Annotated in this window: 27 protein-coding genes and 6 tRNA genes; 10 read left to right on the forward strand and 23 right to left on the reverse strand. The window is 72.9% G+C overall.

Annotated elements, in window-relative coordinates; genetic code table 11:
* Positions 1-5 precede the first annotated feature (5 nt).
* The 11 genes from ruvB to pgsA form a co-directional block, all read right to left on the reverse strand.
* A complete protein-coding gene (ruvB, locus tag ABZ497_RS26395) occupies positions 6-1082 on the reverse strand; it encodes a Holliday junction branch migration DNA helicase RuvB (RefSeq protein ID WP_329486817.1) in 1077 nt (358 codons plus the stop codon).
* Between the two features lie 69 nt (positions 1083-1151).
* Positions 1152-1763 carry a Holliday junction branch migration protein RuvA gene (gene ruvA, locus ABZ497_RS26400; RefSeq protein WP_329486818.1) on the reverse strand — a complete coding sequence of 204 codons (612 nt, stop codon included), beginning with the start codon at positions 1761-1763 and terminating at the stop codon, positions 1152-1154.
* Positions 1760-2353 (reverse strand): crossover junction endodeoxyribonuclease RuvC, encoded by a 594-nt coding sequence (gene ruvC / locus ABZ497_RS26405; protein ID WP_359808757.1) that lies wholly within the window; start codon positions 2351-2353, stop codon positions 1760-1762. Before ruvC ends, ruvA begins: the two co-directional genes overlap by 4 nt.
* A 130-nt stretch (positions 2354-2483) precedes the next feature.
* Positions 2484-3242, reverse strand: coding sequence for a YebC/PmpR family DNA-binding transcriptional regulator (locus tag ABZ497_RS26410; protein ID WP_329486820.1), 759 nt, complete (start codon positions 3240-3242; stop codon positions 2484-2486).
* 99 nt (positions 3243-3341) lie between these two features.
* Positions 3342-3965, reverse strand: a complete 624-nt coding sequence (gene pdxT, locus ABZ497_RS26415; RefSeq protein WP_329486821.1) for a pyridoxal 5'-phosphate synthase glutaminase subunit PdxT — start codon at positions 3963-3965, stop codon at positions 3342-3344.
* A 96-nt stretch (positions 3966-4061) separates the two neighbouring features.
* Positions 4062-4973 (reverse strand): pyridoxal 5'-phosphate synthase lyase subunit PdxS, encoded by a 912-nt coding sequence (gene pdxS, locus ABZ497_RS26420; RefSeq protein ID WP_329486822.1) that lies wholly within the window; start codon positions 4971-4973, stop codon positions 4062-4064.
* A 155-nt stretch (positions 4974-5128) separates the two neighbouring features.
* Positions 5129-5674 carry a hypothetical protein gene (locus ABZ497_RS26425; RefSeq protein WP_329486823.1) on the reverse strand — a complete coding sequence of 182 codons (546 nt, stop codon included), beginning with the start codon at positions 5672-5674 and terminating at the stop codon, positions 5129-5131.
* Positions 5675-5702: 28 nt separating this feature from the next.
* Complete coding sequence (locus tag ABZ497_RS26430; protein ID WP_359808760.1) at positions 5703-6077, reverse strand: isomerase; 375 nt, start codon at positions 6075-6077, stop codon at positions 5703-5705.
* Positions 6078-6174: 97 nt separating this feature from the next.
* Positions 6175-7359 (reverse strand): glycosyltransferase family 4 protein, encoded by a 1185-nt coding sequence (locus tag ABZ497_RS26435; protein WP_359808762.1) that lies wholly within the window; start codon positions 7357-7359, stop codon positions 6175-6177.
* A gap of 40 nt (positions 7360-7399) precedes the next feature.
* The gene (locus ABZ497_RS26440) at positions 7400-8392 is read right to left on the reverse strand and encodes a phosphatidylinositol mannoside acyltransferase (protein ID WP_359808764.1); all 993 of its coding nucleotides are present in this window, start codon (positions 8390-8392) and stop codon (positions 7400-7402) included.
* Positions 8392-9039 (reverse strand): phosphatidylinositol phosphate synthase, encoded by a 648-nt coding sequence (gene pgsA, locus ABZ497_RS26445; protein WP_359808765.1) that lies wholly within the window; start codon positions 9037-9039, stop codon positions 8392-8394. The genes ABZ497_RS26440 and pgsA overlap by 1 nt, the downstream gene beginning before the upstream one ends.
* 278 nt (positions 9040-9317) lie before the next feature.
* Between pgsA and ABZ497_RS26450 the strand changes: the two genes are divergently transcribed.
* The gene (locus ABZ497_RS26450; protein ID WP_359808767.1) at positions 9318-11366 is read left to right on the forward strand and encodes an elongation factor G-like protein EF-G2; all 2049 of its coding nucleotides are present in this window, start codon (positions 9318-9320) and stop codon (positions 11364-11366) included.
* Positions 11367-11379: 13 nt separating this feature from the next.
* Here ABZ497_RS26450 and ABZ497_RS26455 read toward each other — a convergent pair whose 3' ends face one another.
* A complete protein-coding gene (locus ABZ497_RS26455; protein ID WP_359808768.1) occupies positions 11380-11814 on the reverse strand; it encodes a DUF393 domain-containing protein in 435 nt (144 codons plus the stop codon).
* Positions 11815-11998: 184 nt separating this feature from the next.
* Between ABZ497_RS26455 and ABZ497_RS26460 the strand changes: the two genes are divergently transcribed.
* Positions 11999-13645, forward strand: a complete 1647-nt coding sequence (locus tag ABZ497_RS26460) for a hypothetical protein (RefSeq protein WP_352293271.1) — start codon at positions 11999-12001, stop codon at positions 13643-13645.
* 92 nt (positions 13646-13737) lie between these two features.
* On the opposite strand, the gene ABZ497_RS26465 is transcribed toward ABZ497_RS26460, so the two are convergent.
* The 4 genes from ABZ497_RS26465 to ABZ497_RS26480 all read right to left on the reverse strand — a co-directional run bounded on the left by ABZ497_RS26465 (position 13738) and on the right by ABZ497_RS26480 (position 18210).
* Positions 13738-14298 carry an HIT domain-containing protein gene (locus ABZ497_RS26465; RefSeq protein WP_329486834.1) on the reverse strand — a complete coding sequence of 187 codons (561 nt, stop codon included), beginning with the start codon at positions 14296-14298 and terminating at the stop codon, positions 13738-13740.
* 86 nt (positions 14299-14384) lie between these two features.
* Positions 14385-16364, reverse strand: a complete 1980-nt coding sequence (gene thrS, locus ABZ497_RS26470) for a threonine--tRNA ligase (protein ID WP_359808770.1) — start codon at positions 16362-16364, stop codon at positions 14385-14387.
* Positions 16365-16451: 87 nt separating this feature from the next.
* On the reverse strand, positions 16452-17624 hold the full coding sequence (locus ABZ497_RS26475; RefSeq protein WP_359808772.1) for a hypothetical protein: 1173 nt from the start codon (positions 17622-17624) through the stop codon (positions 16452-16454).
* Positions 17625-17655: 31 nt separating this feature from the next.
* Entirely contained in the window at positions 17656-18210 is a 555-nt protein-coding gene (locus tag ABZ497_RS26480; RefSeq protein ID WP_329486837.1) for a DUF4365 domain-containing protein, read from the reverse strand.
* A gap of 151 nt (positions 18211-18361) precedes the next feature.
* Here ABZ497_RS26480 and ABZ497_RS26485 point away from each other — a divergent pair, with 151 nt between their 5' ends.
* On the forward strand, positions 18362-19129 hold the full coding sequence (locus tag ABZ497_RS26485; RefSeq protein ID WP_352293261.1) for a 3'-5' exonuclease: 768 nt from the start codon (positions 18362-18364) through the stop codon (positions 19127-19129).
* A gap of 109 nt (positions 19130-19238) precedes the next feature.
* Here ABZ497_RS26485 and ABZ497_RS26490 read toward each other — a convergent pair.
* From ABZ497_RS26490 to ABZ497_RS26500, 3 genes are all read right to left on the reverse strand, one after another.
* A tRNA-Val gene (locus ABZ497_RS26490) sits at positions 19239-19310 on the reverse strand.
* Between the two features lie 209 nt (positions 19311-19519).
* Positions 19520-19591 (reverse strand) — tRNA-Val (locus ABZ497_RS26495).
* A gap of 111 nt (positions 19592-19702) precedes the next feature.
* Positions 19703-20227: a TIGR02611 family protein gene (locus ABZ497_RS26500; protein WP_359808774.1), complete on the reverse strand. Its 525-nt coding sequence runs from the start codon at positions 20225-20227 to the stop codon at positions 19703-19705.
* A gap of 194 nt (positions 20228-20421) precedes the next feature.
* Here ABZ497_RS26500 and ABZ497_RS26505 point away from each other — a divergent pair, with 194 nt between their 5' ends.
* Together ABZ497_RS26505 and ABZ497_RS26510 are read left to right on the forward strand one after the other, a co-directional pair.
* Positions 20422-20835 carry an SsgA family sporulation/cell division regulator gene (locus ABZ497_RS26505; RefSeq protein ID WP_030056266.1) on the forward strand — a complete coding sequence of 138 codons (414 nt, stop codon included), beginning with the start codon at positions 20422-20424 and terminating at the stop codon, positions 20833-20835.
* Between the two features lie 406 nt (positions 20836-21241).
* Positions 21242-21811 carry a CGNR zinc finger domain-containing protein gene (locus tag ABZ497_RS26510; RefSeq protein WP_352293258.1) on the forward strand — a complete coding sequence of 190 codons (570 nt, stop codon included), beginning with the start codon at positions 21242-21244 and terminating at the stop codon, positions 21809-21811.
* Between the two features lie 36 nt (positions 21812-21847).
* Here the strand turns inward: ABZ497_RS26510 and ABZ497_RS26515 are convergent, their stop codons facing one another.
* Positions 21848-22339 carry a hypothetical protein gene (locus ABZ497_RS26515; RefSeq protein WP_359808776.1) on the reverse strand — a complete coding sequence of 164 codons (492 nt, stop codon included), beginning with the start codon at positions 22337-22339 and terminating at the stop codon, positions 21848-21850.
* A 119-nt stretch (positions 22340-22458) separates the two neighbouring features.
* Between ABZ497_RS26515 and ABZ497_RS26520 the strand changes: the two genes are divergently transcribed.
* Positions 22459-22959, forward strand: a complete 501-nt coding sequence (locus tag ABZ497_RS26520; protein ID WP_359808778.1) for a DsbA family protein — start codon at positions 22459-22461, stop codon at positions 22957-22959.
* Positions 22960-22966: 7 nt separating this feature from the next.
* On the opposite strand, the gene ABZ497_RS26525 is transcribed toward ABZ497_RS26520, so the two are convergent.
* The 3 genes from ABZ497_RS26525 to ABZ497_RS26535 all read right to left on the reverse strand — a co-directional run bounded on the left by ABZ497_RS26525 (position 22967) and on the right by ABZ497_RS26535 (position 25840).
* Positions 22967-23806: a GNAT family N-acetyltransferase gene (locus tag ABZ497_RS26525; protein ID WP_359808780.1), complete on the reverse strand. Its 840-nt coding sequence runs from the start codon at positions 23804-23806 to the stop codon at positions 22967-22969.
* A 77-nt stretch (positions 23807-23883) separates the two neighbouring features.
* The gene (locus ABZ497_RS26530) at positions 23884-24714 is read right to left on the reverse strand and encodes an aminodeoxychorismate lyase (protein WP_359808782.1); all 831 of its coding nucleotides are present in this window, start codon (positions 24712-24714) and stop codon (positions 23884-23886) included.
* A gap of 76 nt (positions 24715-24790) precedes the next feature.
* The gene (locus tag ABZ497_RS26535; protein ID WP_359808784.1) at positions 24791-25840 is read right to left on the reverse strand and encodes a chorismate-binding protein; all 1050 of its coding nucleotides are present in this window, start codon (positions 25838-25840) and stop codon (positions 24791-24793) included.
* 317 nt (positions 25841-26157) lie between these two features.
* Here ABZ497_RS26535 and ABZ497_RS26540 point away from each other — a divergent pair.
* From ABZ497_RS26540 to ABZ497_RS26555, 4 genes are all read left to right on the forward strand, one after another.
* Positions 26158-26230, forward strand: a tRNA-Gly gene (locus tag ABZ497_RS26540).
* Positions 26231-26270: 40 nt separating this feature from the next.
* A tRNA-Cys gene (locus tag ABZ497_RS26545) sits at positions 26271-26344 on the forward strand.
* A gap of 34 nt (positions 26345-26378) precedes the next feature.
* A tRNA-Val gene (locus ABZ497_RS26550) sits at positions 26379-26450 on the forward strand.
* Positions 26451-26491: 41 nt separating this feature from the next.
* A tRNA-Val gene (locus tag ABZ497_RS26555) sits at positions 26492-26563 on the forward strand.
* Positions 26564-26669 lie beyond the last annotated feature (106 nt).

The raw sequence follows: 26669 nt of genomic DNA on the forward strand, positions 1-26669 counted from the left end.
CCCGTTCAGCCCTCGTCCGCCGGGAAAAGTTCCGACTGGGCCGGTACCGCGCCCCTGGTGGTCTGAACCGGCGGGGTCAGGCCGAGGTGCTGCCACGCGGCGGCGGTGGCGATCCGGCCGCGCGGGGTCCGGGCCAGCAGGCCCTCGCGGACCAGGAACGGCTCGGCGACCTCCTCGACCGTCTCGGACTCCTCACCCACCGCGACCGCCAGGGTCGACAGGCCGACCGGTCCGCCGCCGAACAGCCGCAGCAGCGCGTCCAGCACCGCGCGGTCCAGCCGGTCCAGACCGCGGGCGTCCACCTCGTAGACGTCCAGCGCCCGGGCGGCGATCTCCGGGGTGACCACCCCGTCGTGCCGGACCTGCGCGAAGTCGCGGACCCGGCGCAGCAGCCGGTTGGCGATCCGCGGGGTGCCCCGGGAGCGGCCGGCGATCTCGGCGGCGCCGGCCGGGTCGATCTCGACGTCCAGCAGGGCGGCCGAGCGGTGCACCACCCGCTCCAGCTCGGCGGGCGCGTAGAACTCCATGTGGCCGGTGAAGCCGAACCGGTCACGCAGCGGCGGCGGCAGCAGCCCGGCCCGGGTGGTCGCGCCGACCAGCGTGAACGGCGGCAGCTCCAGCGGGATGGCGGTGGCGCCCGGGCCCTTGCCGACGATCACGTCGACCCGGAAGTCCTCCATCGCCATGTAGAGCATCTCCTCCGCCGGCCGGGACATCCGGTGGATCTCGTCCAGGAAGAGCACCTCGCCCTCGGAGAGCGAGGAGAGGATCGCGGCCAGGTCGCCGGCGTGCTGGATGGCCGGGCCCGAGGTGATCCGGATCGGGGCGCCCAGCTCGGCCGCGATGATCATGGAAAGGGTGGTCTTGCCGAGCCCGGGCGGACCGCTGAGCAGCACGTGGTCCGGCGCGGTCCCGCGCTGCCGGGCGGCCTGCAGCACCAGGGACAGCTGCTCGCGCACCCGCTCCTGGCCGATGAACTCGTCCAGCTGCTTGGGGCGCAGCGCCGCCTCGACCGCCTGGTCCTCGCCGTCGGCGGCGGCCGTCACCAGCCGGTCGGCCGGGTCGGAGTCGTACGGGCTCATCGGTGCGGGCTCCAATGTCGACAAGGTGACAGATGGTCGGTTCGGTGGAGGGCGGTGGCCGACGCGGCGTCAGCGCGTCCGGTTGAGGGTCCGCAGCGCGGCCCTGAGCAGCGCGCCCACATCGGTGACGGCCTGCGCCTCGGCCTCGGGGGCGACGGCGGTGACCGCCTCGTCCGCCTCGCGCGGCGCGTAGCCGAGGCCGACCAGGGCGGCGTGCAGCTGCTCGCTCCACGGCGCGGGCCCCGCGGCGATCGGCTTCTGGGCCGGGACGCTGCCGTGCGGGGCGCCCAGCTTGTCCTTGTACTCCAACAGCAGCTTGGCGGCCTTCGCCTTGCCGATACCGGGGACGGCGATCAGCGCCTTCTCGTTCCCGGCGGCGACGGCGGCGCGCAGCTCGTCCGGGCTGTGCACGCCGAGCATGGCCTGGGCCAGGCGCGGCCCGACACCGGGCGCGGCCTGGAGGATCTCGAAGACGGCCCGCTCGTCGTCGTCGGCGAAGCCGTACAGCGTGAGCGAGTCCTCCCGGACGACCAGCGAGGTGGCGAGCCGGGCCGGCTCCCCGAGGCGCAGGCCGGCCGCGGTCGCCGGGGTGCACTGGACGGCCATGCCGACGCCGCCGACCTCGACGACGACGGTGCCGCCGCTGACGGCGGCCACCGGCCCTTGGACGAAGGCGATCATCGAGCGGCTCCTCGGGGGGATCGTGCGGAGTACGGGGCCCGGGCGGCGGGCGCGGCCGCGCCGGGCGCGGTCCTGGCGGGCGCCGCCTTGGCGAGCGCCGCGGCGATCCGGTCGCTCGCGCCGCCGCGCCAGATGTGGCAGATGGCCAGCGCCAGCGCGTCGGCGGCGTCGGCCGGCTTGGGCGGGGCGTCCAGCCGCAGCAGCCGCTGCACCATGGCGGTGACCTGGGCCTTGTCGGCCCGGCCGGAGCCGGTGACGGCGGCCTTCACCTCGCTGGGGGTGTGCAGGGTGACGGGGATGCCGCGCCGGGTGGCGCAGAGCATCGCGACCGCGCTGGCCTGCGCGGTGCCCATCACGGTGCGGACGTTGTGCTGGGCGAAGACCCGCTCGACCGCGACCAGGTCGGGCCGATGCTCGTCGAGCCAGCCCTCGATGCCCTGCTCGACCAGCAGCAGCCGGGGCCCGATGTCCGCCTCGGCGGGCGTGCGCACCACCCCGACGCCGACCATCCTCAGCGGCCGGCCCGGCGCGCCGTCGACCACTCCGATCCCGCACCTGGTCAGCCCCGGGTCCACACCCAGTACCCGCACCTCGACCCCGCCTCTCCGAAACGCGCCGCTCGCCGTGGCGACCTGCGAAGGCTACCGCCAGGGTCGGACAGTCCCACCGACGACACCGGCCCGGTGGTCGTGGGACCACCGGGCCGGGAAGTGGGAACGGTCACTCGGCGTCGAGCTGCGCACCGACCTCGTCGCTGATGTCGAAGTTGGCGAAGACGTTCTGCACGTCGTCGCTGTCCTCCAGAGCGTCGATCAGCTTCAGGATCTTGCGGGCGCCGTCGACGTCCAGCTCGACCTGCATGCTCGGGAGGAAGTTGGCCTCGGCCGAGTCGTAGTCGACGCCGGCGTCCACCAGCGCGGTCCGGACGGCGACCATCTTCGAGGCCTCGGAGACGATCTCGAAGGACTCGCCGAGGTCGTTGATCTCCTCGGGCTCCTGGTCGAGGACGACCTCGAACAGCTTGTCCTCGTCGACGCCGTCGGCCTTGGGGACGATCACGACGCCCTTGCGGTTGAACAGGTACGAGACCGAGCCCGGGTCGGCCATCGAGCCGCCGTTGCGGGTCATCGCCACGCGCACGTCGGAGGCGGCGCGGTTGCGGTTGTCGGTGAGGCACTCGATGAGGACGGCGACACCGTTCGGGCCGTAGCCCTCGTACATGATCGTCGAGTAGTCGGCCCCGCCGGCCTCCGCGCCCGAGCCGCGCTTGACGGCGCGGTTGATGTTGTCGATCGGGACGGAGCTCTTCTTCGCCTTCTGGATGGCGTCGTACAGCGTGGGGTTGCCGGCCGGGTCGCCGCCGCCGGTGCGCGCCGCCACCTCGATGTTCTTGATCATCTTGGCGAAGAGCTTGCCGCGCTTGGCGTCGATCACGGCCTTCTTGTGCTTGGTGGTAGCCCACTTAGAGTGGCCGGACATCGCCAGCTCCTTTACGTCGCCAAAGGGAAATGAACAGGACGGATCTTACCGGTGCCGCCGCCGGTGGGGTGCACACGGTCCGCGTGCGGCGGCGAAGCGTTACCGGGCCGCCGCCGCCAGGTGCTCCTCGACCATCCGCACGAAGTAGCCGTGCACCCGGTGGTCGCCGGTGAGCTCGGGGTGGAAGGAGGTCGCCAGCAGGTTGCCCTGGCGGACGGCGACGACGCGGCTCTCCGGACCGTCGGCGGCCGGCAGCTCGGCCAGCACCTCGACGCCCGCGCCGACGGCCTCGACCCAGGGCGCGCGGATGAACACGCCGTGCACCGGGGCGTCGTCCAGGCCGCGGAAGGCGATGCCGGACTCGAAGGACTCGTTCTGGCGGCCGAAGGCGTTGCGGCGCACGGTCATGTCGATGCCGCCCACGGTCTCCTGGTCGTCGCGGCCGTCCAGGATCTTGTCGGCCAGCATGATCATGCCCGCGCAGGTGCCGTAGACCGGCATGCCCCCGGCGACCCGCTCGCGCAGCGGGTCCATCACGCCGAACAGCAGGGCCAGCTTGGACATGGTGGTGGACTCCCCGCCGGGGATCACCAGCGCGTCGACCTCGGCCAGCTCCTCGGCACGGCGCACCGGGCGGGCGAGCGCGTCGGCCTCGGCCAGCGCGACCAGGTGCTCGCGGACATCGCCCTGCAGGGCGAGGACGCCGATGACTGGAGTGCTCACGGTCTCAAACCTCTTCGATCGTTACGTCGTGTGTACGTGGCGCGGCCCGCCGCGCGCCGAGGCGCTGCGGCGGGCCGGCGCTTGGCGCGGGGCCGACTACCAGCCGCGGTTGGCGTAGCGCTCGCTCTCGGGAAGGGTGTCGCAGTTGATGCCGACCATGGCCTCGCCCAGGTTGCGGGAGGCGTCCGCGATGATCTTCGGGTCGTCGAAGAAGGTGGTGGCCTTGACGATCGCGGCGGCACGCTTGGCCGGGTCGCCCGACTTGAAGATGCCGGAGCCGACGAAGACGCCCTCGGCACCGAGCTGGCGCATCAGCGCGGCGTCGGCCGGGGTGGCCACACCACCGGCGGAGAACAGCACGACCGGCAGCTTGCCGAGCTCGGCGACCTCCTTGACCAGCTCGTACGGAGCGCGCAGCTCCTTGGCGGCGGCGAACAGCTCGTTGTTGTCGTAGCCGCGCAGCCGGGCGATCTCGTTCTTGATCTGGCGCAGGTGGCGGACCGCCTCGACGACGTTGCCGGTGCCGGCCTCGCCCTTGGAGCGGATCATGGCCGCACCCTCGGCGATGCGGCGCAGGGCCTCGCCCAGGTTGGTGGCACCACAGACGAACGGCGTGGTGAACGCCCACTTGTCCGAGTGGTTCACCTCGTCGGCCGGGGTCAGCACCTCGGACTCGTCGATGTAGTCCACGCCGAGCGACTGCAGGACCTGGGCCTCGACGAAGTGGCCGATCCGGGACTTCGCCATGACCGGGATCGAGACCGCGGCGATGATCTCCTCGATCATGTTCGGGTCCGACATGCGCGCGACGCCGCCGTCCTTGCGGATGTCGGCGGGCACCCGCTCCAGCGCCATGACGGCGACAGCGCCGGCATCCTCGGCGATCTTGGCCTGCTCGGCGTTGACCACGTCCATGATCACACCGCCCTTGAGCTGCTCGGCCATGCCGCGCTTGACCCGGGCGGTACCGATCTGCGGCTGGTCTGCGGTGGTGGGGGTGGTGGACACGTGAGACCTCACTCGAAGATGAACCAGTGCTATCGCCCTATGGTAGGCGGAAGAAATGGTCTTTCCATGCGCCATCAAGTCCAGGCTGGCCGACGGGATACGACAAACAGGCCGGATCCGGGCGCACCCGGTCCGGCCTGTGAGACGCCCGCTCCTCAGGCCGGAGCACCCTCCGGGGTCAGCGCCGACGGCGGGGCGTCGTCCATCTCGAAGGCCATCGGGAACGGTGCCTTGCCCGCCAGCCGGAAGTAGCGCACCAGCCGGTGTTCGCGCACCGCCCGGGCCGCACGCACCGCGTCGTTGTGGAACCGCCGCGCCATCGGCACCCGGCGCACCGCGGCCGTCAGCTCCTTGACCGCCTCCTCGCCGCCCGGCTCGGCCACCAGCACCGCGACCTGTTCCGGCTCGGCGAACACCGCCCGCAGCGCCATGCTCAACTGGCTCTCCGCCACCTCGCGCTGCTCGTCGTCGGCCTGCCGGGCCGCGTGCGCCGCGTCCAGCAGCAGCAGCGAGGCCGCCGGGTCCAGCAGCGAGGAGGCCGCCAGCTCGATCGCGACCGAGGCCCGCCGGACCAGCTGCGCGTCCAGCGCCGCCCGGGCGGCGTCGATCCGGGCGTGCAGCCGGTCCAGTCGGCCGGCCGTCCAACTCAGGTACATGCCGAACAGCACCACGGCCACGGCGGCCCAGATCCAGGTAGTCACGGGGCGCTACGCTACCGGGTGCCCGGCGTCAGCCCTCGGCGGTGGCACTCCGGTAGCTGGCGCGGTCGATGTCCTCGACGTTCACCGCGGTGAACAGCCGGGTGCCCGGCGCCGGCGCGATCCGCTCCGCCAGCAGCGCCAGCACGGCGTCGCCGAGCGCCGCCTTCGCCTCCGGGGTACGGCCCGGGAAGATCTGGAACTCGACGTACACCTGGGCGTCGCCCGCGCCCTCGCCGTCCTCGACGCCCACCACGAACTCCCGCACCTCGCGGAAGACCGTCTTGCACGCCTCCGGGCTCGCGTCGATGGTCTTCACCACCAGCCGGTTGATCGCCAGGCCCAGCGCACGCCGGTCGAAGGCGCCGGACAGGCTCGGGGAGTAGTCGACGGAGATCTGCGGCATCCGGTGCCTCCAGGGTCACGATGATCGGTGGTTCAGGCAGCCCAACCCCGGACGGCCCCCGCCGATTCCCGGCCGACCGGCCCCCGGACGCCGGAGGTCAGTCCCGGGCCAGCCCGAACCGCCCGCGCCGGCCGCCGCGCTCGTCCTCGCCGATCACCGCCACCGCGCCGGCCGTCACCGTCTCGTACACCGACAGGATGTCCGCACCGACCGTCGACCAGTCGAACCGCCGCACGTGCCGGGACGCCGCCTTGCGCAGCTCCTCCAGGCGCCCCGGGTCCCCCAGCAGCCGCAGTGCCGCCGCGGCCAGCGCGTCCGCGTCCTCCACCGGGAACAGCTCCCCCGCGTCCCCGCCGTCCAGCACCTGCTTGAACGCGTCCAGGTCGCTCGCCAGCACCGGGGCGCCCGCCGACATCGCCTCCACCAGGATGATCCCGAAGCTCTCGCCACCGGTGTTCGGCGCCACGTACAGGTCGACGCTGCGCAGCAGCCGGGCCTTGTCCCGGTCGCTCACCATGCCGAGGAACTCCACCTGTGCGCGGACCTCCGGCGCCAGGCCGGCGACCGCCTCCTCCTCGTCGCCCTTGCCGGCCACCAGCAGCCGCACCCCCGGCCGCTCGGCCAGGATCCGCGGCAGGGCCGCCAGCAGCGTCGGCAGGCCCTTGCGCGGCTCGTTGATCCGGCCGATGAAACCGATCGTGCCGGGCTCGCCGGACGCCGCCCCACCCGTCCAGCGCGCGTCCGGCTCCGCCTCCGCGAAGAAGCCGACGTCCACCCCGTTGGGGATCACCACCGCGTCCCCGCCCAGGTGCTCCACCAGGGTCCGCCGGGCGTACTCGCTCACCGCGATCCGCGCCCGCATCTTCTCCAGGCCGGGCTGCAGGATCGGCGAGGCCGCGATCATCGCCCGCGACCGCGGATTGGACGTGTGGAAGGTGCCGACCATCGGCCCCGACGCCGACCAGGCGGCCAGCATCGACAGGCTCGGCGAGGCCGGCTCGTGCACGTGCAGGATGTCGAACCGGCCCTCGTTCAGCCAGCGCCGGACCCTGGCCGCCGAGAGGATGCCGAAGCTCAGCCGCGCGACCGAGCCGTTGTACGGCACCGCCACCGCCCGCCCCGCCGAGACCACGTACGGCGGCAGCGCCTCGTCGTCCTCCGCGGGCGCCAGCACCGACACCTCGTGGCCGAGGCCGATCAGGTGCTCGGCCAGGTCCCGGATGTGGAACTGCACCCCGCCGGGAACGTCCCAGTCGTACGGGCAGACGATGCCGATCTTCACTGGTTCCTCGTGATCCTGTAGGTGCGGCGGGTGCGGCGGGTCAGGGCCCGGAGGCCTCGGCGGCGGGCTCGCCGGCCGGAGCGGGGCGGGCGGCGCCGGCCGGCCGCGCCGGCTCCTCCACCGCCGCGCGGACCGGCAGGTCCGCCAGCCAGAACCGCTGCAGCATGTGCCAGTCCTCGGGGTGCTCGCGGATCCCCTGCTCCCAGACGTCAGCCATGGCCTGCACCATCGCCTGGGTCTTCTCCTTGCGGTCCCCCTCCGGCGGCGGAACGATCTCGGGGTGGATCCGCGCCCGCAGCAGCGGGCCGTCGTACCAGAGCGAGACCGGCAGCAGCGCCGCCCCGGTCCGCTGGCAGAGCGCCGCCGGACCGGCCGGCATCCTGGTCGCCTCCCCGAAGAAGGACACCTCGATCCCGGCCTCCGAGAGGTCCCGGTCGCCGACCAGGCAGACCAGCTTCCCCTCCCGCAGCCGGCGGGCCAGCGTACCGACGACGTTCACCCCGCCGCCGGTCAACGCGAGCACCTCCATGCCCAGGCTCTCCCGGAACGCCACGAAGCGGTCGAACAGCTTCTCGGGCTTCAGCCGCTCCGCGACCGTGGTGAACGGGTACCCCTCCAGCGCCACCCAGGCGCCCGCGAGGTCCCAGTTCCCCATGTGCGGCAAGGCGACGACCGCGCCGCGGCCGGACTCCATCGCCTCCCGCAGCTGCTCGAAGCCGGCCACCTGCACATCCCGGGCCACCCGCTGCCGGCTCCACACCGGCAACCGGAAGGACTCCATCCAGTACCGCATGTACGACCGCATCCCGGCCCGCGACAACTCCCGCAGCCCGGCCTCGTCCAGCCCCGGCCGGACCCGCCGCAGGTTCGCCTCCAGCTGGAGCACCCGCTTGCCGCGCCTGCGCCAGGCGAAGTCGGCGATCCGGTCGAACAGGCCCCGCGCCACCGGCTCCGGCAGGTGCCGCAGCACCGCCCAGCCCGACGCGTAGGCCGAGTACACCAGTCGGTCCTTCACCGAAGGCCCGCCCCCCATCAGCTCCCGGCCGCCGCTCGGTCGGCCTCGAACGCCTCGCGGCGCACCGTCAGCATCCGCTGGAACACCGTGACCAGGCTGCCCGCGGCCACCAGCCACAGCGCCACCGGCAACAGCCACTCCACATAGGGCACCCCGAAGGTGTGCAGACCCGTGACGCCGGCCGCGACCAGACTGATCACCAGCCGCTCGGCCCGCTCCACCAGCCCCGACACATCACACGGCAGCCCCTGGCTCTCCGCCCGCGCCTTGGTGTACGAGACCACCAGGCCGCTGGCCAGGCAGAAGATCGCCACGGCACAGAGCAGGTCGTTGTCGCCCCCGCCCGCGTACCACATCGCCAGCCCGCCGAAGATCGCGGCGTCCGCGACCCGGTCCAGCGTGGAGTCCAGGAAGGCACCCCACTTGGTGGACCGGCCCAGCTGCCGCGCCATGTTCCCGTCCACCAGGTCCGAGAAGATGAACAGCGTGATCGTGATGGTGCCCCAGAAGAACTCCCCACGCGGGAAGAACACCAGCGCACCGGCGACCGAACCGGCGGTACCGATCAGCGTCACGGCGTCCGGGCTCACACCCAGCCGGATCAGGAACGCGGCGAACGGGGTCAGGACACGTGTGAAGAAGGCACGCGCGTATTTGTTGAGCATGGCCTTCCGGACCGCTCCGATCTCCCTGGTACCCGCCTGCGGCGGAGTACGCGGCAGACGGCCGGACGGATCAGCCCACCCGGCGCACCCATCGTAGCCACGCCCGCGACACCCCTCCGCGCACCGCACCGCCCGCCCGCCCCCACCGCCCGCCCTCCCGCGACCCCTGGCGCACGGCCGCACACACCCGGTCACCGCGAACCCCCAGAACACGCGCCCCCGCGAACACCGCCCCTAGACTTTTCACGTCAGCCTCGGCGCGACGGGAGGAGACCCCGATGCCCGACCGCAGCACCGCACGATCCGGCCAGGCGCCCAGCGTCACCGACCCCGGACAGCTGCGCAACGTCGTCCTCATCGGCTGCAGCGGCGTGGGCAAGACCACCCTCGCCGAATCCCTCGCCCTCACCGCCGGCGCCCTCGGCCGGGCCGGCCGCGTCACCGACGGCAACACCGTCTCCGACCACGAGGACATCGAGCACCAGCAGCAGCGCTCCGTCCAGCTCTCGCTGCTCCCCCTCGAATGGAACGGCGTCAAGGTCAACCTGATCGACCCGCCCGGCCACCCCGACTTCACCGCCGACCTGCGGGCCGCCCTGCACGCCGCCGACGGCGCCGTCTTCGTCGTCTCGGCCACCGACCCGGTCACCACCCCCACCCGCGCCCTCTGGCGCGAGTGCGCCGCCGAAGGCATCCCCCGCGCCATCGCCGTCGCCAAGTTCGACATCGCCCGCAGCGACTTCGACGACATCCTCACGGCCTGCCACGATGCCTTCGGGCTCGGCCCGGACACCCTGCGCCCGCTCTTCCTCCCCGTCCACCACGACGGCCACCCCGCCGGCACCGTCGACCTGCTCACCGGCCGCACCTACGGCGAGGCCGAACCGCTGCCCGACACCGGCCCCGCCCGCGAGAGCCTCGTCGAAGCCATCTCCGGCCAGGACGACACCCTCATGGAGCGCTACCTCGCCGGCGAACCGCTCGACACCGACGCCCTCGAAGCCGGTCTGCGCCGCGAAGTCCTCGCCTGCGCCCTGCACCCCGCCCTGCCCACCACCGACCGCGGCCTCGGCTCGGCCGAACTCCTCGACCTCATCACCACCGCGTTCCCCGACCCCACCGAACGCACCCGCCCCGGCCCCGACTGCGACCCCGACGCCCCCCTCGCCGCCCAGGTCGTCCGCGTCACCGCCGACGCCTACGTCGGCCGGATCAGCCTGCTGCGGATCTACGCCGGCACCCTGCGCCCCGACACCCACATCCACCTCACCGGCCCCGACCACCCCGAGGACCAGACCGGCGACGAACGCGTCACCGGCCTCACCAGCCCGTTCGGCAAGCTCCAGCGGCCCGTCCCGCACGCCGTCGCCGGAGACCTCGTCTGCGCCGCCAAGGTCAGCACCGCCCGCCCCGGCGACACCGTCCACGAACCCGGCCACCCCGTGAAGCTCGACGGCTGGCCACTGCCCGAACCGCTCCTGCCGATCGCCATCGAGGCGCACGGCAAGGGCGACGACGACCGGCTCTCCCAGGCCCTCGCCCGGCTCACCGCCGAAGACCCGGCGCTGCGCCTGGAACAGAACCCCGACACCCACCAGCTGGTCCTCTGGTGCACCGGCGAGGCCCACGCCGAGGTCGTCCTCGACCGGCTCCGCGGCCGGCACGGCGTCCACGTCGACACCGTCGAACCCAAGGTCGCCCTGCGCGAGACCTTCGGCACCGCCGCCGCCGGCCACGGCCGACTGGTCAAGCAGTCCGGCGGGCACGGCCAGTACGCGATCTGCGAGCTGGAGGTCGAACCGCTGCCGGCCGGCGCCGGCTTCGAGTTCCGGGAACACGTCGTCGGCGGCGCCGTGCCCAAGCACTTCATCCCCTCGGTGGAGAAGGGCGTCCGCGCCCAGCTCGCCAAGGGCGTCGGCGCCGGGTACCCGCTCGTCGACATCCGGGTCACCCTCACCGACGGCAAGGCGCACTCCGTCGACTCCTCCGACTCCGCCTTCCAGAACGCCGCCGCCCTCGCCCTGCGCGACGCCGCGGAACACGCCGTCATCCGACTGCTAGAACCGGTCTCCGCGGTCAGCGTCCTGCTGCCCGACGACTACCTCGGCGCCGTCCTCGGCGACCTCTCCGCCCGCCGCGGCCGGGTCCTCGGCACCGAGACCGGCGGCCCGGGCCTCACCCTGCTCCGCGCCGAGGTCCCCGAGCTCGAACTCGCCCGCTACCCCGTCGACCTGCGCTCCCTCACCCACGGCACCGCCGAGTTCTCCCGCGCCCATCTGCGCCACGAACCCATGCCCGCCGCCCTCGCGGCCAAGCACACCACCTGACGGTCCCGCGGCCTCAGCGCCTCGGCAGCGCGCAGGCCGGCGTCCCGCCCGGCATCCGGTGCCGGTTCTTCGCCACCCAGCGGTACAGCACGTCCGCGAACGGCCGCACCGGCGCCAGCGCCAGTACCCCGCCCAGGTACGCCCAGACCCCGCCCGACCGCATCAGCAGCCGCGCCACCGCCTGCGCACCGCCGTACACCCGGCCGGCCGGCGTCACCCAGAGCACCTCGCGCCCGGCCCGCTCCCAGGACACCTCGCCGCGCCCGCCGGCCAGCGCGTCCAGCCCGGCGAGATCCGCGAACTGGAACGGCTCCGCCTCCCAGCCGCCCGACGCCAGGGTCTGGCGCAGGTACCGCTCCGCCCAGCCGGCACACGTCGTGCAGAACGCGCAGTCCCCGTCGAAAACCAGCACCGGATCCTTCATCACGGCTCCCTCCGTACGGCCCATGCGCCCATCGTGCACCATTGCGCCCGTCCACCCCCCGCACACGGGTATCGCCCGGCGCAAAGGTGGGCATCATGCCCCACGAGCGCGTACTGGCCCGAACGTGACGGCACTTCAGACGATCATCCGCGCGCCGGTACCGCGGCGCGGTACCCTGCCGCTGACAAGGGGAGGAGGGGAAGCCACCGTGACGACACTCGACATGACCCCGGGTGCGCAGATACCCCGGACCGACACCGGCCCGCAGACCGCCGTCACCCAGGCGCTCTCCTCGGCCGCCTACCGCGACGGCGAGGTCCGCGGCTTCGTCGAGACCGTCGCCAACGCCACCGAGAAGAAGGGCCGCTTCGCCCTCTTCCGCCCCAACCTCGGCGAGGCCTTCAGCCGCGCCGTGATCGGACGCACCCTCGGCGGCGACCGCAAGCCCCTCGTCCCGTCCTTCGGCATCGACACCCGGCAGATCGTCGAGCACTGCCTGGCCGCCGAGGACCTGCGCGCCGCCCGGGACCGCCGGCTCACCACCGTCACCCTCGTCACCGGTCTGCTCTTCCTGCCCGGCGCCCTGGTCTGGCTCGGCGCCTTCCAGCTCCGCGCCTGGCTCAAGCGGGACAGCCCCAGGAACGCCGGCGTCGTCGGCGCGGTGGTCCTCCTCGTGGCGGCCGCCGTCGGCGTGCTGCTCGCCCTCAAGCCGCCCGCCGGCGGCCTGTTGGGCGTCTACCTGCGCATCGTGATGCTCGCACCGGTCGTCGGCTGGTACCTCGCCAAGCGCATCGTCGTCGGCACCGCCGTCGACCTGCGCAACCGCTGGCGCGACCTCGTCGAGGGCAACGCCGTGGCCGCGACCGTCCCCATGGCCGTCCCGCGCGACGACCTGGACAAGAAGGCCGCCGACCTGCGCGCCAAGCTCGGCCGGCTCGAAGCCGAGCAGGACACCAACATCCAGCACTACGCCGGTCCCAAGGGGATCCTCGGCGCCGGCCGGCGCTGGGGCGAGTGGAAGATGGTCGACGCCCTGCGCCCGGCCGAGGGCCACGCCGACTTCCGCGCGTTCCACCCCTGGGACCTCGTCCGCAAGATCGCCGGGCACCTCAAGGGCCTCGGCATCAGCGAGGTCGCCAACAGCGGCATTCCCAACGTCGCCGTCAAGCAGTGGGTGGTCTTCGAGGTCGGCGAGGGCGCCGACGAGATCGGCCGCCCCGGCAACGCCGACATGGACGGCGACCGGATGCGCGACTTCGCCGTCCAGGCCATAGCGGACAAGCAGACCTTCCCCGGCGGCCCCCGGCACTACCTCGCAACCCAGTTCGTCACCCACGACGGCAAGCTGGTGCTCACCTTCACCGTCACCGTCGTCCTGCTCGCGCACACCATGAACGTCAGCGTGGCCGGCTACGCGCTCGGCCCGGTCAACGGCGTCTTCTCCGACAAGCCCAAGGACAAGGAGAAGTCCGTCCCGAAGAGCCTGAAGTTCTGGGAGGAGCGGACGGTCAAGCTCCCGCTGATCGACAACGACGAGGTGGTCCGGCAGGCCGTCCGCGCCCCCCTCCACCGCAGCCCCGGACTGCTCGCCTGGCTCGGCGGCGGCCTCGGCCTGCCCGAGCCGTTCGGCCTGCGCCACGTCTGGGCCGCACCGCCCTGGAACACCCGGTCGATGACCGACAACGCGCTCAACGCCGCCACCCCGGTGCTCACCGCCGTCCACGCGGCCGTGCTGGAGTTCCTGGAGGAGCACGACCTCGACACCGAGCGCTTCTTCAAGAACCGCGCCTCGATCATCAAGTCCGAGGCGCAGGGCACCCGGCCCTACAAGGTCGACCAGTACGACGCGGGCTGAGCGGCCCGACGCAGAGCAGGGGAAAGGGGCCCACCGGTTCTCCGGCGGGCCCCTTTCCCCTGTGGTCCAGCCCTGTGGTCCAGCCCTGCGGTTCAGCCCTGCGGCCAGGCCTCGGCCAGCATCTTGCGGGTGTCCGCCAGCAGCTGCGGCAGCACCTTGGTGTGGCCGACCACCGGCATGAAGTTGGTGTCCCCGCCCCAGCGCGGCACCACGTGCTGGTGCAGGTGCGCCGCGATCCCGGCGCCCGCCGCCGCGCCCTGGTTCATCCCGATGTTGAACCCGTGCGCGCCCGAGGCCGCCCGCAGCGCCGCCATCGCCTTCTTGGTGAACACGGCCAGCTCGGCCGTCTCCGCGTCGTCCAGCTCGGTGTAGTCCGCGACGTGCCGGTACGGGACCACCATCAGGTGCCCGCCGTTGTACGGGTACAGGTTGAGCACCGCGAACACGGAGTTCCCGCGCGCGACGACCAGCCCTTCCTCGTCGCTCAGCGACGGGATCGAGCAGAACGGACAACCGTCGTCCGGAGCCGGACCGGTGGGCTTGTTCTCGCCCTGGATGTAGGCCATCCGATGGGGGGTCCACAGGCGGCGGAAGCCGTCCGGCTCGCCGACGCCCCGCTGCAGTTCCGGCTCAGTCGTCATGCTGATCAGCATATTCGCCCGGCGTGGCTTGCAAAGCAGTGCGGGGCAGACTCCGTGTGGAGACTGCCCCGCGAACCCCGCTGACGCGGGGCGGGAGGTCACACCTGGACGCGACGCTCCACCGCGTCGACGATCTCGGCGACCGCCTCGGCGAGCGGCACGCCGTTCTTCTGCTCGCCGTTGCGGTAGCGGAACGACACCGCGCCCGCCTCGACGTCGTCGTTGCCCGCGATCAGCATGAACGGCACCTTGCTCTTCTGGGCGTTCCGGATCTTCTTCTGCATCCGGTCGTCCGAGGTGTCGACCTCGACCCGGATACCGCGCTTCTTCAGCTCGGCCGCGACCTCCAGCAGGTACGGCACGTGCTCGTCGGTGATCGGGATGCCGGTCACGGTGACCGGGGCCAGCCACGGCGGCATGGCGCCGGCGTAGTGCTCCAGCAGCACCGCGAAGAACCGCTCGATCGAGCCGAACAGCGCACGGTGGATCATGACCGGCCGCTGACGCGAGCCGTCCGCCGCCGTGTACTCCAGGTCGAAGCGCTCGGGCAGGTTGAAGTCGAGCTGAATGGTCGACATCTGCCAGGTCCGGCCGATCGCGTCCTTCGCCTGGACGGAGATCTTCGGGCCGTAGAAGGCCGCGCCGCCCGGGTCCGGGACCAGCGGCAGGCCCTGCTTCTCGGCCACGTTCGCGAGCACGGCGGTGGCCTCCTCCCAGGCCTCGTCCGAACCGACGAACTTGACCGGGTCCTTGGTGGAGAGCTCCAGGTAGAAGTCGGTCAGACCGTAGTCCCGCAGCAGGTTGAGCACGAAGGTCAGCGTGGAGTCGAGCTCCTCCGCCATCTGCTCACGGGTGCAGTAGATGTGCGCGTCGTCCTGGGTGAAGCCGCGGGCGCGGGTCAGGCCGTGCACCACGCCGGACTTCTCGTACCGGTACACCGTGCCGAACTCGAAGAGGCGCAGCGGCAGTTCACGGTACGAGCGGCCGCGCGCGTCGAAGATCAGGTTGTGCATCGGGCAGTTCATGGGCTTCAGGTAGTAGTCCACGCCCTCGTCGAGCTGCATGGGCGGGTACATACCGTCCGCGTACCAGTCCAGGTGGCCGCTCTTCTCGAAGAGCTTCCCCTTGGTGGCGTGCGGGGTGTAGACGAACTCGTAGCCCTCCTCCTCGTGCCGGCGGCGCGAGTAGTCCTCCATGGCGCGGCGGATGATGCCGCCCCTGGGGTGGAAGACGGCGAGGCCGGAGCCGATCTCCTCGGGGATGGAGAAGAGGTCGAGCTCGTTGCCGAGCTTGCGGTGGTCGCGCTTCTCGGCCTCGACCAGGAAGTCGAGGTGCGCCTTCAGCTCGTCCTTGGTCGGCCAGGCGGTGCCGTAGATGCGCTGCAGCATGGGGTTGCGCTCGCTGCCGCGCCAGTAGGCGGCGGCGTTGCGCATCAGCTTGAAGGCCGGGATGTGCCGGGTGGACGGCAGGTGCGGGCCGCGGCAGAGGTCGCCCCAGCAGAGGTCGCCGCTCTTGGCGTCCAGGTTGTCGTAGATGGTCAGCTCGCCCGCGCCGACCTCGACGTCGGCGCCCTCGCCGGCGGTGGCGGCGGAGCCCTTGAGGCCGATCAGCTCCAGCTTGTACGGCTCGGCGGCCAGCTCCTCGGCGGCGGCCTCGTCGGTGACCACCCGGCGGGAGAACTTCTGGCCCTTCTTGATGATCTCCTGCATCTTCTTCTCGATGGCCTTGAGGTCATCGGGGTGGAACGGCTTCTCGACGTCGAAGTCGTAGTAGAAGCCGTCCTTGACCGGCGGGCCGATGCCGAGCTTCGCCTCCGGGAAGAGCTGCTGCACGGCCTGGGCCATGACGTGCGCGGTGGAGTGGCGCAGGATGTCCAGGCCGTCCTTGCTGCCGATCTCGACCGGCTCGACCTCGTCGCCGTCCTGCACGGCGTACGCGAGGTCCTTGAGCTGGCCGGCGATGCGCGCGGCGATGATCGAGCGGTCGTCGGCGAAGAGCTCGGCGGCCGTAGTGCCCGTGGTCACCACGCGCTCTTCCCGATCGGGTTCGCGGTTGATGATTACCCGGACGTCCGTCACCGGTCTCTCCTGACGTGCTGGATTCATAGGACGCAACACGGCGCTGCGCGTGACGATGGTACCGAGAGCACCACCCCCACCGTGCACCTACGCCCCCGCTCCCCCTTCTCCCAGGGTCTTCAGCAGCCGCTCCCGCTCGGCCTCCTCCAGACCGCACGGCTCCAGCGCTCCCGGGTGGGTGAGCCGCCGGAACCCGCCGCGGCGCTCCAACCGGCCGCTGACCCGCACCGGAGCCCCGACCAGGTGGGCCTCGACGGCCACCCGGTAGGCGGGGTCGGCGAGCCGCACCCGGACCTCGCTGACCTCCGCGCCGCCGAGCACCTTCAGCCGGACGGTGCCCGGTCCGGCGGGGTCGGCGCGCTTGAGCCGGACGACCAGGCCGACCACGGTGACGGCGACCGCCGGTTCGATCCGCTCCAGCAGGGCGGCCGCCTCCTCCAGCGCGGGCAGGTCCCCGGGCGAGAACTCCAGGGCGATCCGCCGGTCGCCGAAACCGCCGGGCGGGCCGACGGCGGCCGACCAGGCGACGGACAGCTGGGCCGCCGTGGCGCCGCGCACCAGGTCCTCGACGGACTGCACCAGCTCCCGGCTGACGCCCGCCTGCACCGCGTTCTCGAAGGCCTCCGGGCCGCCGCTGACCCGCCGGTAGTCCACGGCGTCCCGCAGCGCCTCCAGGGCCCGGACCAGGGTGGTGACCACCGCCCGCCCCTCGGGCGCCGGGGTGTACGCGGTGAGTCCGGCGGCGCCGTCCGCCGCCGGACCGCCGCCGACCACCAGGACCTGCTCCAGGAAGTCCCCGGCCCAGGTGTCCAGCCGGGCGCCGAAGTAGGCGGCCCTGGTCCGCCCGGCCTTGGCGCCGGCCGCCAGCATCGCCCGGGCCGCCCGCTGGAGCCGCTCGGCGCCGTCCCAGGGCACGGTGCCGGCCGGCCCGGGGAGTTCGCGCCGCCACTGCAGCTCGTCCCCCGGCACCGCCAGGGCGAGCAGGATCGAGCGGGCGGACGGGCTGCGGGAGCGCGACAGTGCGGTGACGGCGTCGGCGAGCAGCTCGACGGCGTCGTCGAAGCCCTCCCCGGCCGGGACCAGCAGGCTGGTGCCCGGGTCGGAGTCGCCCGGGGGCGTCCAGCGGCCGTACCGGGCCGAGGGGCCGCCGCGCCGGACCCAGCCGTGCCGGGCGAGCAGCGTGGTGAGCACCGCCGGGTCGACGGCCGCCGGGTCGGGCAGCGCCCGGGAGGCCTCCTGCGGCCCGTGTGGCAGCGTCATGGTCCTGCTCCTCCCCGCCGGGGCGGGGCCGTCACGGGCTGCCGCCCGCGCCGACCCGCGCCATGATGTCGCACAGTGCCCGGTCGTCGAACACCTTCGCGGTGGGCACCCGGACGTTGGTCCGCCGCTGCCCGGTGACCGGGTGTCCGGCCAGGTTGACCCAGTAACAGCAGTGCCGCAGCTCCAGCGCGTCCGGGCCGGCCGAGAGCCAGCGGTCGACCCGGCGCGGCAGCAGCATCACGACCAGGATCCGGGGCACCGCGACCCGCTCCCGCGCGAGCTTGCGCAGGTGGTCGTTGTCCAGGGTGAAGCTGAAGAAGGGTCCGCGCGGATCGGGTGCGATCTGTGCGGTGGCCTTCAGCTGGATCTTGACGGTGACCTCGTCGTCCACCGCGTGGGCGCGCGAGCCGTGGCTGACCTGCCAGTCGATGCCGTTGTCGGGGAAGGGCTGGGACAGCGAGCAGCCGGCCGCCGCCGCCACCGCGTGCAGGTAGCCGACCTGCAGTGTCTCCATGCAGGCCGTCACGGCCAGATCGCCCCGCAGGACGGCCGCCGCCCCGTCGGGCTGCGGCTCTGTCAGCGTCATCGCCCCGTAGCCTCCCCCGGCCCGCGGGCCCGTCCGGATTCGAACGGGTCGTCTGATCGCAGGGTGCCCGGCCCGGACAGGGCCAAACGGTTGAAGGGGCGTCAGGAGCGGGTATCACCCGGGCGGGAATCGCAGTACCTGAGGGGCAGTCATGCAGCAGCACTGGTACACCGGTCCGCTCGCCTCCTTCGACACCGAGACCACCGGCGTGGACGTCGAGACCGACCGGATCGTCTCGGCCGCCCTGGTCGTCCAACTCAGCCCGGGCGCGGCACCGCGGACCACTTCCTGGCTGGCCGATCCGGGCGTGCCGATACCCGACGGCGCCCGGGCGATCCACGGCATCGGCGACGAGCGGGTGCGCGCGCACGGCCGCCCGGCGCAGACGGTGGTGGCGGAGATCGCCCGCGCCCTCGCCGAGCAGAGCCGCGCGGGGCACCCCGTGGTGGTGATGAACGCGCCGTACGATCTGACGCTGCTGGACCGGGAGTTGCGCCGCCACCGGGCCACCGCGCTGGCGGACGCCCTCGGCCCGGACGGGCTGCTGGTGCTCGATCCCCGGGTGCTGGACAAGCACGTGGACCGCTACCGCAAGGGCCGGCGCACGCTGACCGACCTGTGCGCGCACTACGGGGTGGAGCTGACCGGGGCGCACGACGCGGCGGCCGACGCGACGGCGGCCCTGGGGCTGGTCCGGACGATCGGCGCGCGCTACCCGGCGGCACTGGGCGGGCTGTCGGCGGCCGAGCTGCACCTGCGGCAGGCGGTCTGGCACGCCGCGCAGGCCCGGGGGCTGCAGAACTGGTTCGACCGCTCGGGGACGCCGGAGCGGGTGGACTTCTCCTGGCCGTTGCGCCCGGCCCGCTGCGGGTGCGGACGGCGGCTGTCGGCGGAGCACAGCTGCGAGGTCGCGGCGTAGCCGGACCGGATGCGACGGCCGGCGCTCGCCGGATCGGTCGCTCGGTCGCTCGGTCCACGAACGCAACAGGCCCCGATCGGTATCCGATCGGGGCCTGCGTGCTGTCCGGTGGGCGATACTGGGATCGAACCAGTGACCCCTTCGGTGTGAACGAAGTGCTCTCCCGCTGAGCTAATCGCCCGGGCAACGAGAAGAACAGTAGCACCATTCGGGGGGTGTCGTACAACTCGCACCAGCCCGGGCGGCCGGCGCATCGGCAGAACTCGCGCTCCGCGCGGAAGGTGACTGCGCCTCAGTCCGATTCGCCGGCGGCAGTTCACGGGATTACGGAAATACATGTGAGGCCCAGCCGATAATCGACTGGGCCTCACATATCACAATGCATTCCGGTGGGCGATACTGGGATCGAACCAGTGACCCCTTCGGTGTGAACGAAGTGCTCTCCCGCTGAGCTAATCGCCCGGGTGCAGGGAAAACATTACCGCATCCCCCGGGGTGCTCCGAACACGCCCGCCCCGGGCCCCCGCCCCGGCCCGTCACCCGAACGGGCCGCCACCGGTCGCCGCGGCCGGGTCAGTGCCGGTCGATCTTCCAGGGCATGGTGAGCCCGTACTTCCAGAGGTACCAGGCGCCGATCCCGGCGATCACCGCCAGACCGATCGCGGTGAGTGTGATGTTGCGGCGGCGGACCCTCGGGTCCATCGCCTTCTGCGCCGCCTCGGCCACCTTGCGGCGGGTCCAGCGCAGGGCCAGCTGGGCCCAGACGAACTCGGTGGCCCAGACGCCCATACCCAGGAAGATGACCACCCAGCCGGGGCCGGGCAGCGGCAGCATGATCACTCCGGCCACCACCACCGCCAGGCCGACCAGGAAGACGGCCACCTGCCAGCTCAGGTGCAGCGGCCTGGACCGCCGGATGAAGTGCGGCGCGCGCGAGCCCAGCGGCCGGCCGCCGTCGGCGCCCGCCGCGTCCTCCGCCCCGTCCCCGTCGCCGTCCCCGTCCGGCGTGTGTACCCCCGAGTCGTCCGGCACGACCGCATCACCCGTTCTCGTGTTCCCGCCCGCGTTCCCGCGCGCCTTGTCGCTTCGCACAGTCATGCCAGGAAACTAACCGAGAAGTGGCCCGGTAATGCCCCCGCGGGCACTCCGTGCCGATTCCGCAATGCGCCGTAAGGGGTACGACTCGGCCCCGAATCGGGACAGAGGGGTTTACATCGGTCGCGGAGGTGGGATGGTCCGTTCGCCGACGTGCGATTCCCCGAGCGCACACTGAGCGAAAGGCCATGGCGCTTATGAACACCACGGTCAGCTGCGAGCTGCACCTGCGCCTCATCGTGTCCAGCGAGTCCTCACTGCCCGTCCCCGCGGGCCTGCGCTACGACACCGCCGACCCCTATGCCGTGCACGCCACGTTCCACACCGGCGCCGACGAGACGGTGGAGTGGGTGTTCGCCCGAGATCTCCTTGCGGAGGGGCTGCATCGACCCACCGGCACCGGCGACGTCCGGGTCTGGCCCTCGCGCAGTCACGGGCAAGGGGTGGTCTGCATCGCGCTGAGCTCTCCGGAAGGAGAAGCCCTGCTGGAGGCCCCGGCCCGAGCGCTTGAGTCGTTTCTCAAGCGCACGGACGCCGCCGTACCGCCCGGCACCGAACACCGTCACTTCGACCTCGACCGGGAGCTGTCCCACATCCTCGCCGAAAGCTGACCCCGACCGGAGGCGGTCACGCCCCGCCGTCGGCGGGGCCGTAACCCCCTGCTGTCACCGCTGCCGTCCTACTCGGGGGCACGGCAGCACGACTCAGCCGCGCACGACGCGGACTCGGGGCCGGTGAAACGGTCCGCCCCCACCGGGGCGGGCCCCAGCACCGCAGGCGCCCGGCACTGGAGCCGGCCATCCGTACGGGTGGCCGGCCTCGCTGCCGGGCGCCGCTGTTTCCCGGCGGCGGGTGATCGGACGTTGCGGGTCCGCGACACGACCGCCCGCACACCCCGTCGCGATCCGTACACGCCTTCGACCGAAGCGGCGGCCCGCCGCTGCGGGGCCCGGTAAGGTCTGAGACTGACCGTAGACGCGGGGTGCCGACGGCCCCCTCCGCGCGAGGAGCCCCCACGTGCTGATCACCCATGACACCGAGTGCGCGCTGAGCATCCTCGTCGAGCTGCTCAACACGGCGCCCGAGGTGTGCGGCAGCGAGCTGCTGCCCGACGTGGCCGCGCTGGACGCCTTCGTGGTCCGCCAGGAGATCAGCGAGATCGACTCGCTGACCGAGGACGACCTGCGCAAGGTGCAGGAGCTGCGCACCCGGCTGCGGGAGGTGTTCGGCACCGAGTCCACGGCGGAGGCCGCCGAGCTGGTCAACGCGCTGGTCGCGGCCGCCGGCACCACGCCCCGGCTCACCAACCACGACCACCACGGCTGGCACATCCACTACTTCGCCCCGCACGCCGCGCTGCACGACCACCTGGCGGCCGAGCTGGGCATGGCGCTGGCGTTCATCCTCACGGCGGGCGAGCGCGAGCGGCTGCGCCGCTGCGAGGCGCCGGACTGCGCCCGCGTCTTCGTCGACCTCTCCCGTAACCGGTCCCGGCGCTACTGCGACAGCCGGACCTGCGGGAACCGGCTGCACGTCGCCGCCTACCGGGCGCGCCAGCGCTCGGCGGAGGCCGTGCCCTCCGCCTGAGCGCTCACCGGCCCCCGCTCGCCGTGACCGCCGCGTTCAGATGCCGCGGCGGCGCAGGATCTCCTCGATGTCGGCGAAGTCGCCGAGGCCGTCGTCCCGCTTGGCCGCCTTCGGCGCGGTGCTCCCGGGAGCGGCGGCCTTCGGGGCGGCGGAGGGCCGGCCGGCCGGTGCACCGGTGACGGCGGCCCGTCCCGGGGCGGGCCCGGCGGCGGCCGGCGCGGAGCCGGTGGTGTCCACCGCGCGGCGCCGGCCCGCCCAGCGGGTGGTGACCAGCAGGGCGGCCGACACCGCGAGCAGCGCGATGCCCGTCCAGACCCGGGGGTCGAACACCAGCTCGGTCGCCCAGTCGGCGAGCTCGCTGCCGATCGTGCGCGCCACCGGGAAGAGGCCGGTCAGATAGAGGCCGGCCGGCAGCAGCGCCACGGCGAACCAGCGGGTCGCGGAGAGGTAGCGCCGACGGTAGGCGCGCAGGCCCGCGACGGCCACGCCCGCAGCGGTGAGAATGAAGGAGACCGCCGCCGTCAGCACGGCGGCACTCCGTCACGTCCAGTTGTCCTCGTCATCGGGTCGGACCTCCCGTCGCTTCCGGCCGGCGCCCGGGCACACCGCCGGGACGGCGCGGTGCCCACTAGTGGAACACTGGGGGCATGATCGAAGGTTCCCTCCCCCGTCTCGAGTTCTGGTGCGAGCTCCAGTGCCCGGACTGCCGCACCGCCCTGGACGACGTCCGGGCACTGCGCGAGCAGTACGGTGACGCGCTCGTCGTCGAGTTGCGCCACTTCCCGCTGGAGAAGCACAAGCACGCGTACGCCGCGGCGCAGGCCGCCGAGGAGGCGTTCGCCCAGGGCCTGGGGTGGCCGTACGTGGAGGCCCTGCTGGAGCGGGTCGACGACCTGGCGGCTCGCGGCGAGGAGGTGCTGCTGGAGGTGGCCCGTGCCGTGGGAGTGGATGCCGAGGAGGTCGACACCGCGCTGGTCGACGGCCGGCACACGCTGATCGTGGACGCCGACCAGGCCGAGGGGAAGGCGATCGGGGTGCGGGGCACCCCGACGTATGTGATCGGCGGGAAGCGGCTGGACGGCGGGCAGAACCAGGACGGCCTGCGGGACCGGATCGTCGCCGTCATCGAGGCGGCGAAGGCGTCCTGACGCCAGGTCAGGTCAGCGGCTTGCCGTAGACCCGATTGGTGACCCGGTAGCCGAGCGACTCGTAGAGCCGGATCGCGACCGCGTTCCCGGTGAACACGTTGAGCCCGAGGTCCCTCACACCGGCGGCCAGGCACTCGCGTTCGGCGAGCAGCATCAGCGAGCGGCCGTGGCCGGCGCCCCGGTGGGCCTCGGCCACCTCGACGACCATCACCCAGGCGAGCGGGGCGCCGTCGGGCAGGTCCCGGACCCGCAGGGCAAGCCAGAGCGAGCCCAGCGGGTCCGGCGCGTCCCCGTAGAGCCGGCGCAGGGCCACGCCGGGGCTGTCGGCGCCCTGCGGCAGCAGGGACTGGTGGTCGGCGTCCGACTTGGCGCGGGCCTGCTCGGCGCCGAGGCCGGAGGAGACCAGGTCGGACAGGTAGCCCTCCTTGGCGTCGGCCAGCCACCCGGGGAAGGCCTCGGCGTCGATCCGGCGCGCGGCGACGCCGGCCGGGAGCGCGGGCGGGGCGGCGAGCCGCTTGGCCATGTTCCGCATCCGCTCGGCGTAGCCGAGGGCGACGGCGAGGCCGCGGGCGGCCGGCGCCGCCTCGGGGACGTCGGCGTCGACCCGGGTGCAGCCCCAGCCGCGGAGCACCTCCTCGGCCGCGAGCGCACCGAAGGTGCCGCGCCCCCGGCCGCGCCCCTCGTGCACCTCCAACTCCGATATCTCACCCCAGAGTTGATTGCCGCGGCGAATGGCGGTGGTGCGCAGCGCGCCGACCGGGCGGCCGTTGGCGCAGATCTGCCAGCGTCTGGTGCGGCCGCCGGCGGCGGGTGACTCCGGCCCCTCGGGGCGCAGCGTGGTGGTCATGTCGTGGTCCCTTCCCCGCCGCCCGGGTGTTCTATCCGCCGGGGGCCGCGAGGAGTCCGGGGCCGGTGTGGTGGGACTCAGGGGTCGAGGTCGTCGCCGCTGCGCTCGGTGAAGACGGCCAGGGCCTTGGTGGTGACGGGGCCCGGTCCGGCGAGTTCACGGTCGTCGATCCGGGTGACGGCCTGGACGTCGCGCAGGGTGGAGGTCAGGAAGATCTCGTCGGCCTCCCGGAGCACGTCCAGCGGCAGGTCCGTCTCCTCGGCGCCGCACCAGTCGACGACGAGCTGCCGGGTGATGCCGGCCAGGCAGCCGGAGGCGAGGGTGGGGGTGAGCAGGCGGCCACCGAGGACGACGAAGACGTTGGAGCCGGTGCCCTCGCAGAGCTGCCCGGCGGTGTTGGCGAACAGGGCTTCGGAGGCCTGGACGCGATGGGCGGCGGCGAGCGCGACGACGTTCTCGGCGTAGGAGGTGGTCTTGAGGCCGGCGACGGCGCTGTGCTCGTTGCGGCGCCACGGGACGGTGGCGGCGGCGGTGGTGTCGGGGCGGCGGGCGGCGGTGCCGAGGGAGACCACCAGGGTGGGGGCGTCCTGGCCGCGCTCCGAGCCGAGCGGGGCGATGCCGCCGGTGTAGGTGAGGCGCAGGCGGCCCAGGGGCATCGGGTTGGCGGCCAGCACCTGGGCGCAGGCTTCGCGGACCAGGTCGTGGTCGGGGTCGGGCAGGCCGAGGCCGCGGGCGGAGCGGGTGAGCCGGTCGAGGTGGCGGGTGACGGCGAAGGCCCGGCCGTCGACGGCCTTCATCGTTTCGAAGACGCCGTCGCCGGTGGTGAGGCCGTGGTCGAGGACGGACAGGGCGGCGTCGGCGGAGTCGACGAGTGACCCGTTGACCCAGCTCGTGGTGGGGTGCTGCATCGAGGGCTGCTCCTCAAGGCGGTTGCGCGGTGCGGTGAGCCTGGGTCGGTGGTGGCCCGGGGGCGTGCGTCCCGCTTCAGTCGGTTGCGGTGCCCGACGCTATCGCGACCAGGCGGGCGGCCTTCAGTTCGGTTTCCGCCCACTCGCGCGCCGGGTCGGAGCCCCAGGTGATGCCCGCGCCGGTGCCGAAGCGCAGCACGGGTGCGCCGGGGTCGGTCCGGTCGATCCAGAACGTGCGGATGCCGACGGCGAGTTCGCTCTCGCCGCGGTCGGCGTCGACCCAGCCGACGGCTCCGCAGTAGGGGCCGCGCGGGGCGGTCTCCAGGGCGTCGATGATCCGCAGGGCGCTGGACTTGGGGGCGCCGGTGACGGAGCCGGGCGGGAAGGTCGCGCCGAGGAGTTCGGGCCAGCCGGCCTCCGGGCGCAGGGTGCCCTGGACGGTGGAGACCAGGTGGACGAGGCCGGGGTGCTTCTCGACGACGCAGAGGTCGGGGACGGTGACGGTGCCGGTCTCGCACACCCGGCCGAGGTCGTTGCGGACCAGGTCGACGATCATCACGTTCTCGGCGTGGTCCTTCTCCAGCAGGTCGGCCTCGGTGCGGCCGGTGCCCTTGATCGGTCCGGAGGAGACGGTGCGGCCGTCGCGGCGCAGGTAGAGCTCGGGCGAGGCGGTCGCGATCTCGACGCCGTGTCCGGGCAACCGGACGGTGCCCGCGTAGGGGGCGGGGTTCCCGCGTGCGAGCAGACCGGTGAGGGCGTCGATGTCGGTGCGGTCCCGGTCCGGCAGCGGCGCGGAGAGGACGCGGCAGAGGTTGGCCTGGTAGACCTCGCCGGCCGCGATGTGGTCGCGGATGCGGCGGACGCCGGCCTCGTAGGCGGCGCGGTCCAGGGAGCTGTGCCAGCTGTCGGCGGCCGGGCCGAGCCAACCCGCGCCGGACGGGGGCGCGGGGGCGGGGCGGACGTCGTCGAAGCGGGCGCAGGTGAGGCGGCCCTCGAAGTCGTGGACGACGGCCCAGAAGCCGGCGGAGTCGAGGGCGGCCGGGTCCGAGGTGACGTCGCGCAGCCCGGTGGCGAGGCGGCCGCCGAAGCGGGCGAGCGGGCTGTGGGGGACGGGCTGGCCGGACACGGTTCTCCTGCGCGGGCTGGTGGGGCGGCGGTGCCTGAAGTGTAGGTCGGGGGCGCGGGCGGGGGTCGGGCCGCCGTAGGGGGCGTGAGCAGGTGCGGGCGTCGCGCGGGTGTGCGCCGGGTGGCCGGCGGCTGACCGTCGGGTGCGCCGCAGGTGGGGGCGGTGGCCGCCCGGAACGGCTGACGGGGCGGCACCCCGGGGGCACCCCCGCGGCACGCTGCGGGAACGGATTTTTAGCTGGCCCGGGAATCCGCTAGAGTTCAACACGTCGCCAGGGAGCGCAGCCGCACAAAAGCGGTGAGGCCCCCGGGAGACAGGCGGACGTGGCTCAGTTGGTAGAGCATCACCTTGCCAAGGTGAGGGTCGCGAGTTCGAATCTCGTCGTCCGCTCGATGGAGAACAGTGTAAGATCGTTCTTCGAGTGTTGCCTGGTGGAGTGGCCGAGAGGCGAGGCAACGGCCTGCAAAGCCGTCTACACGGGTTCAAATCCCGTCTCCACCTCCAAGAGGTACGACCGGTTAGACCGGGCGACCTCCCCGCGCGATTAGCTCAGCGGGAGAGCACTACCTTGACACGGTAGGGGTCACTGGTTCAATCCCAGTATCGCGCACGTCGGATCCTTCGGGGTCTGCTGCAGGACCGCCACACCAGGCGCGATTAGCTCAGCGGGAGAGCACTACCTTGACACGGTAGGGGTCACTGGTTCAATCCCAGTATCGCGCACGTCGGGCCCTTCGGGGTCTGCTGCAGGACCGCCACACCAGGCGCGATTAGCTCAGCGGGAGAGCACTACCTTGACACGGTAGGGGTCACTGGTTCAATCCCAGTA

The sequence above is a fragment of the Kitasatospora sp. NPDC005751 genome (genome assembly GCF_040630835.1).
In the GTDB taxonomy this organism is placed as follows: domain Bacteria; phylum Actinomycetota; class Actinomycetes; order Streptomycetales; family Streptomycetaceae; genus Kitasatospora.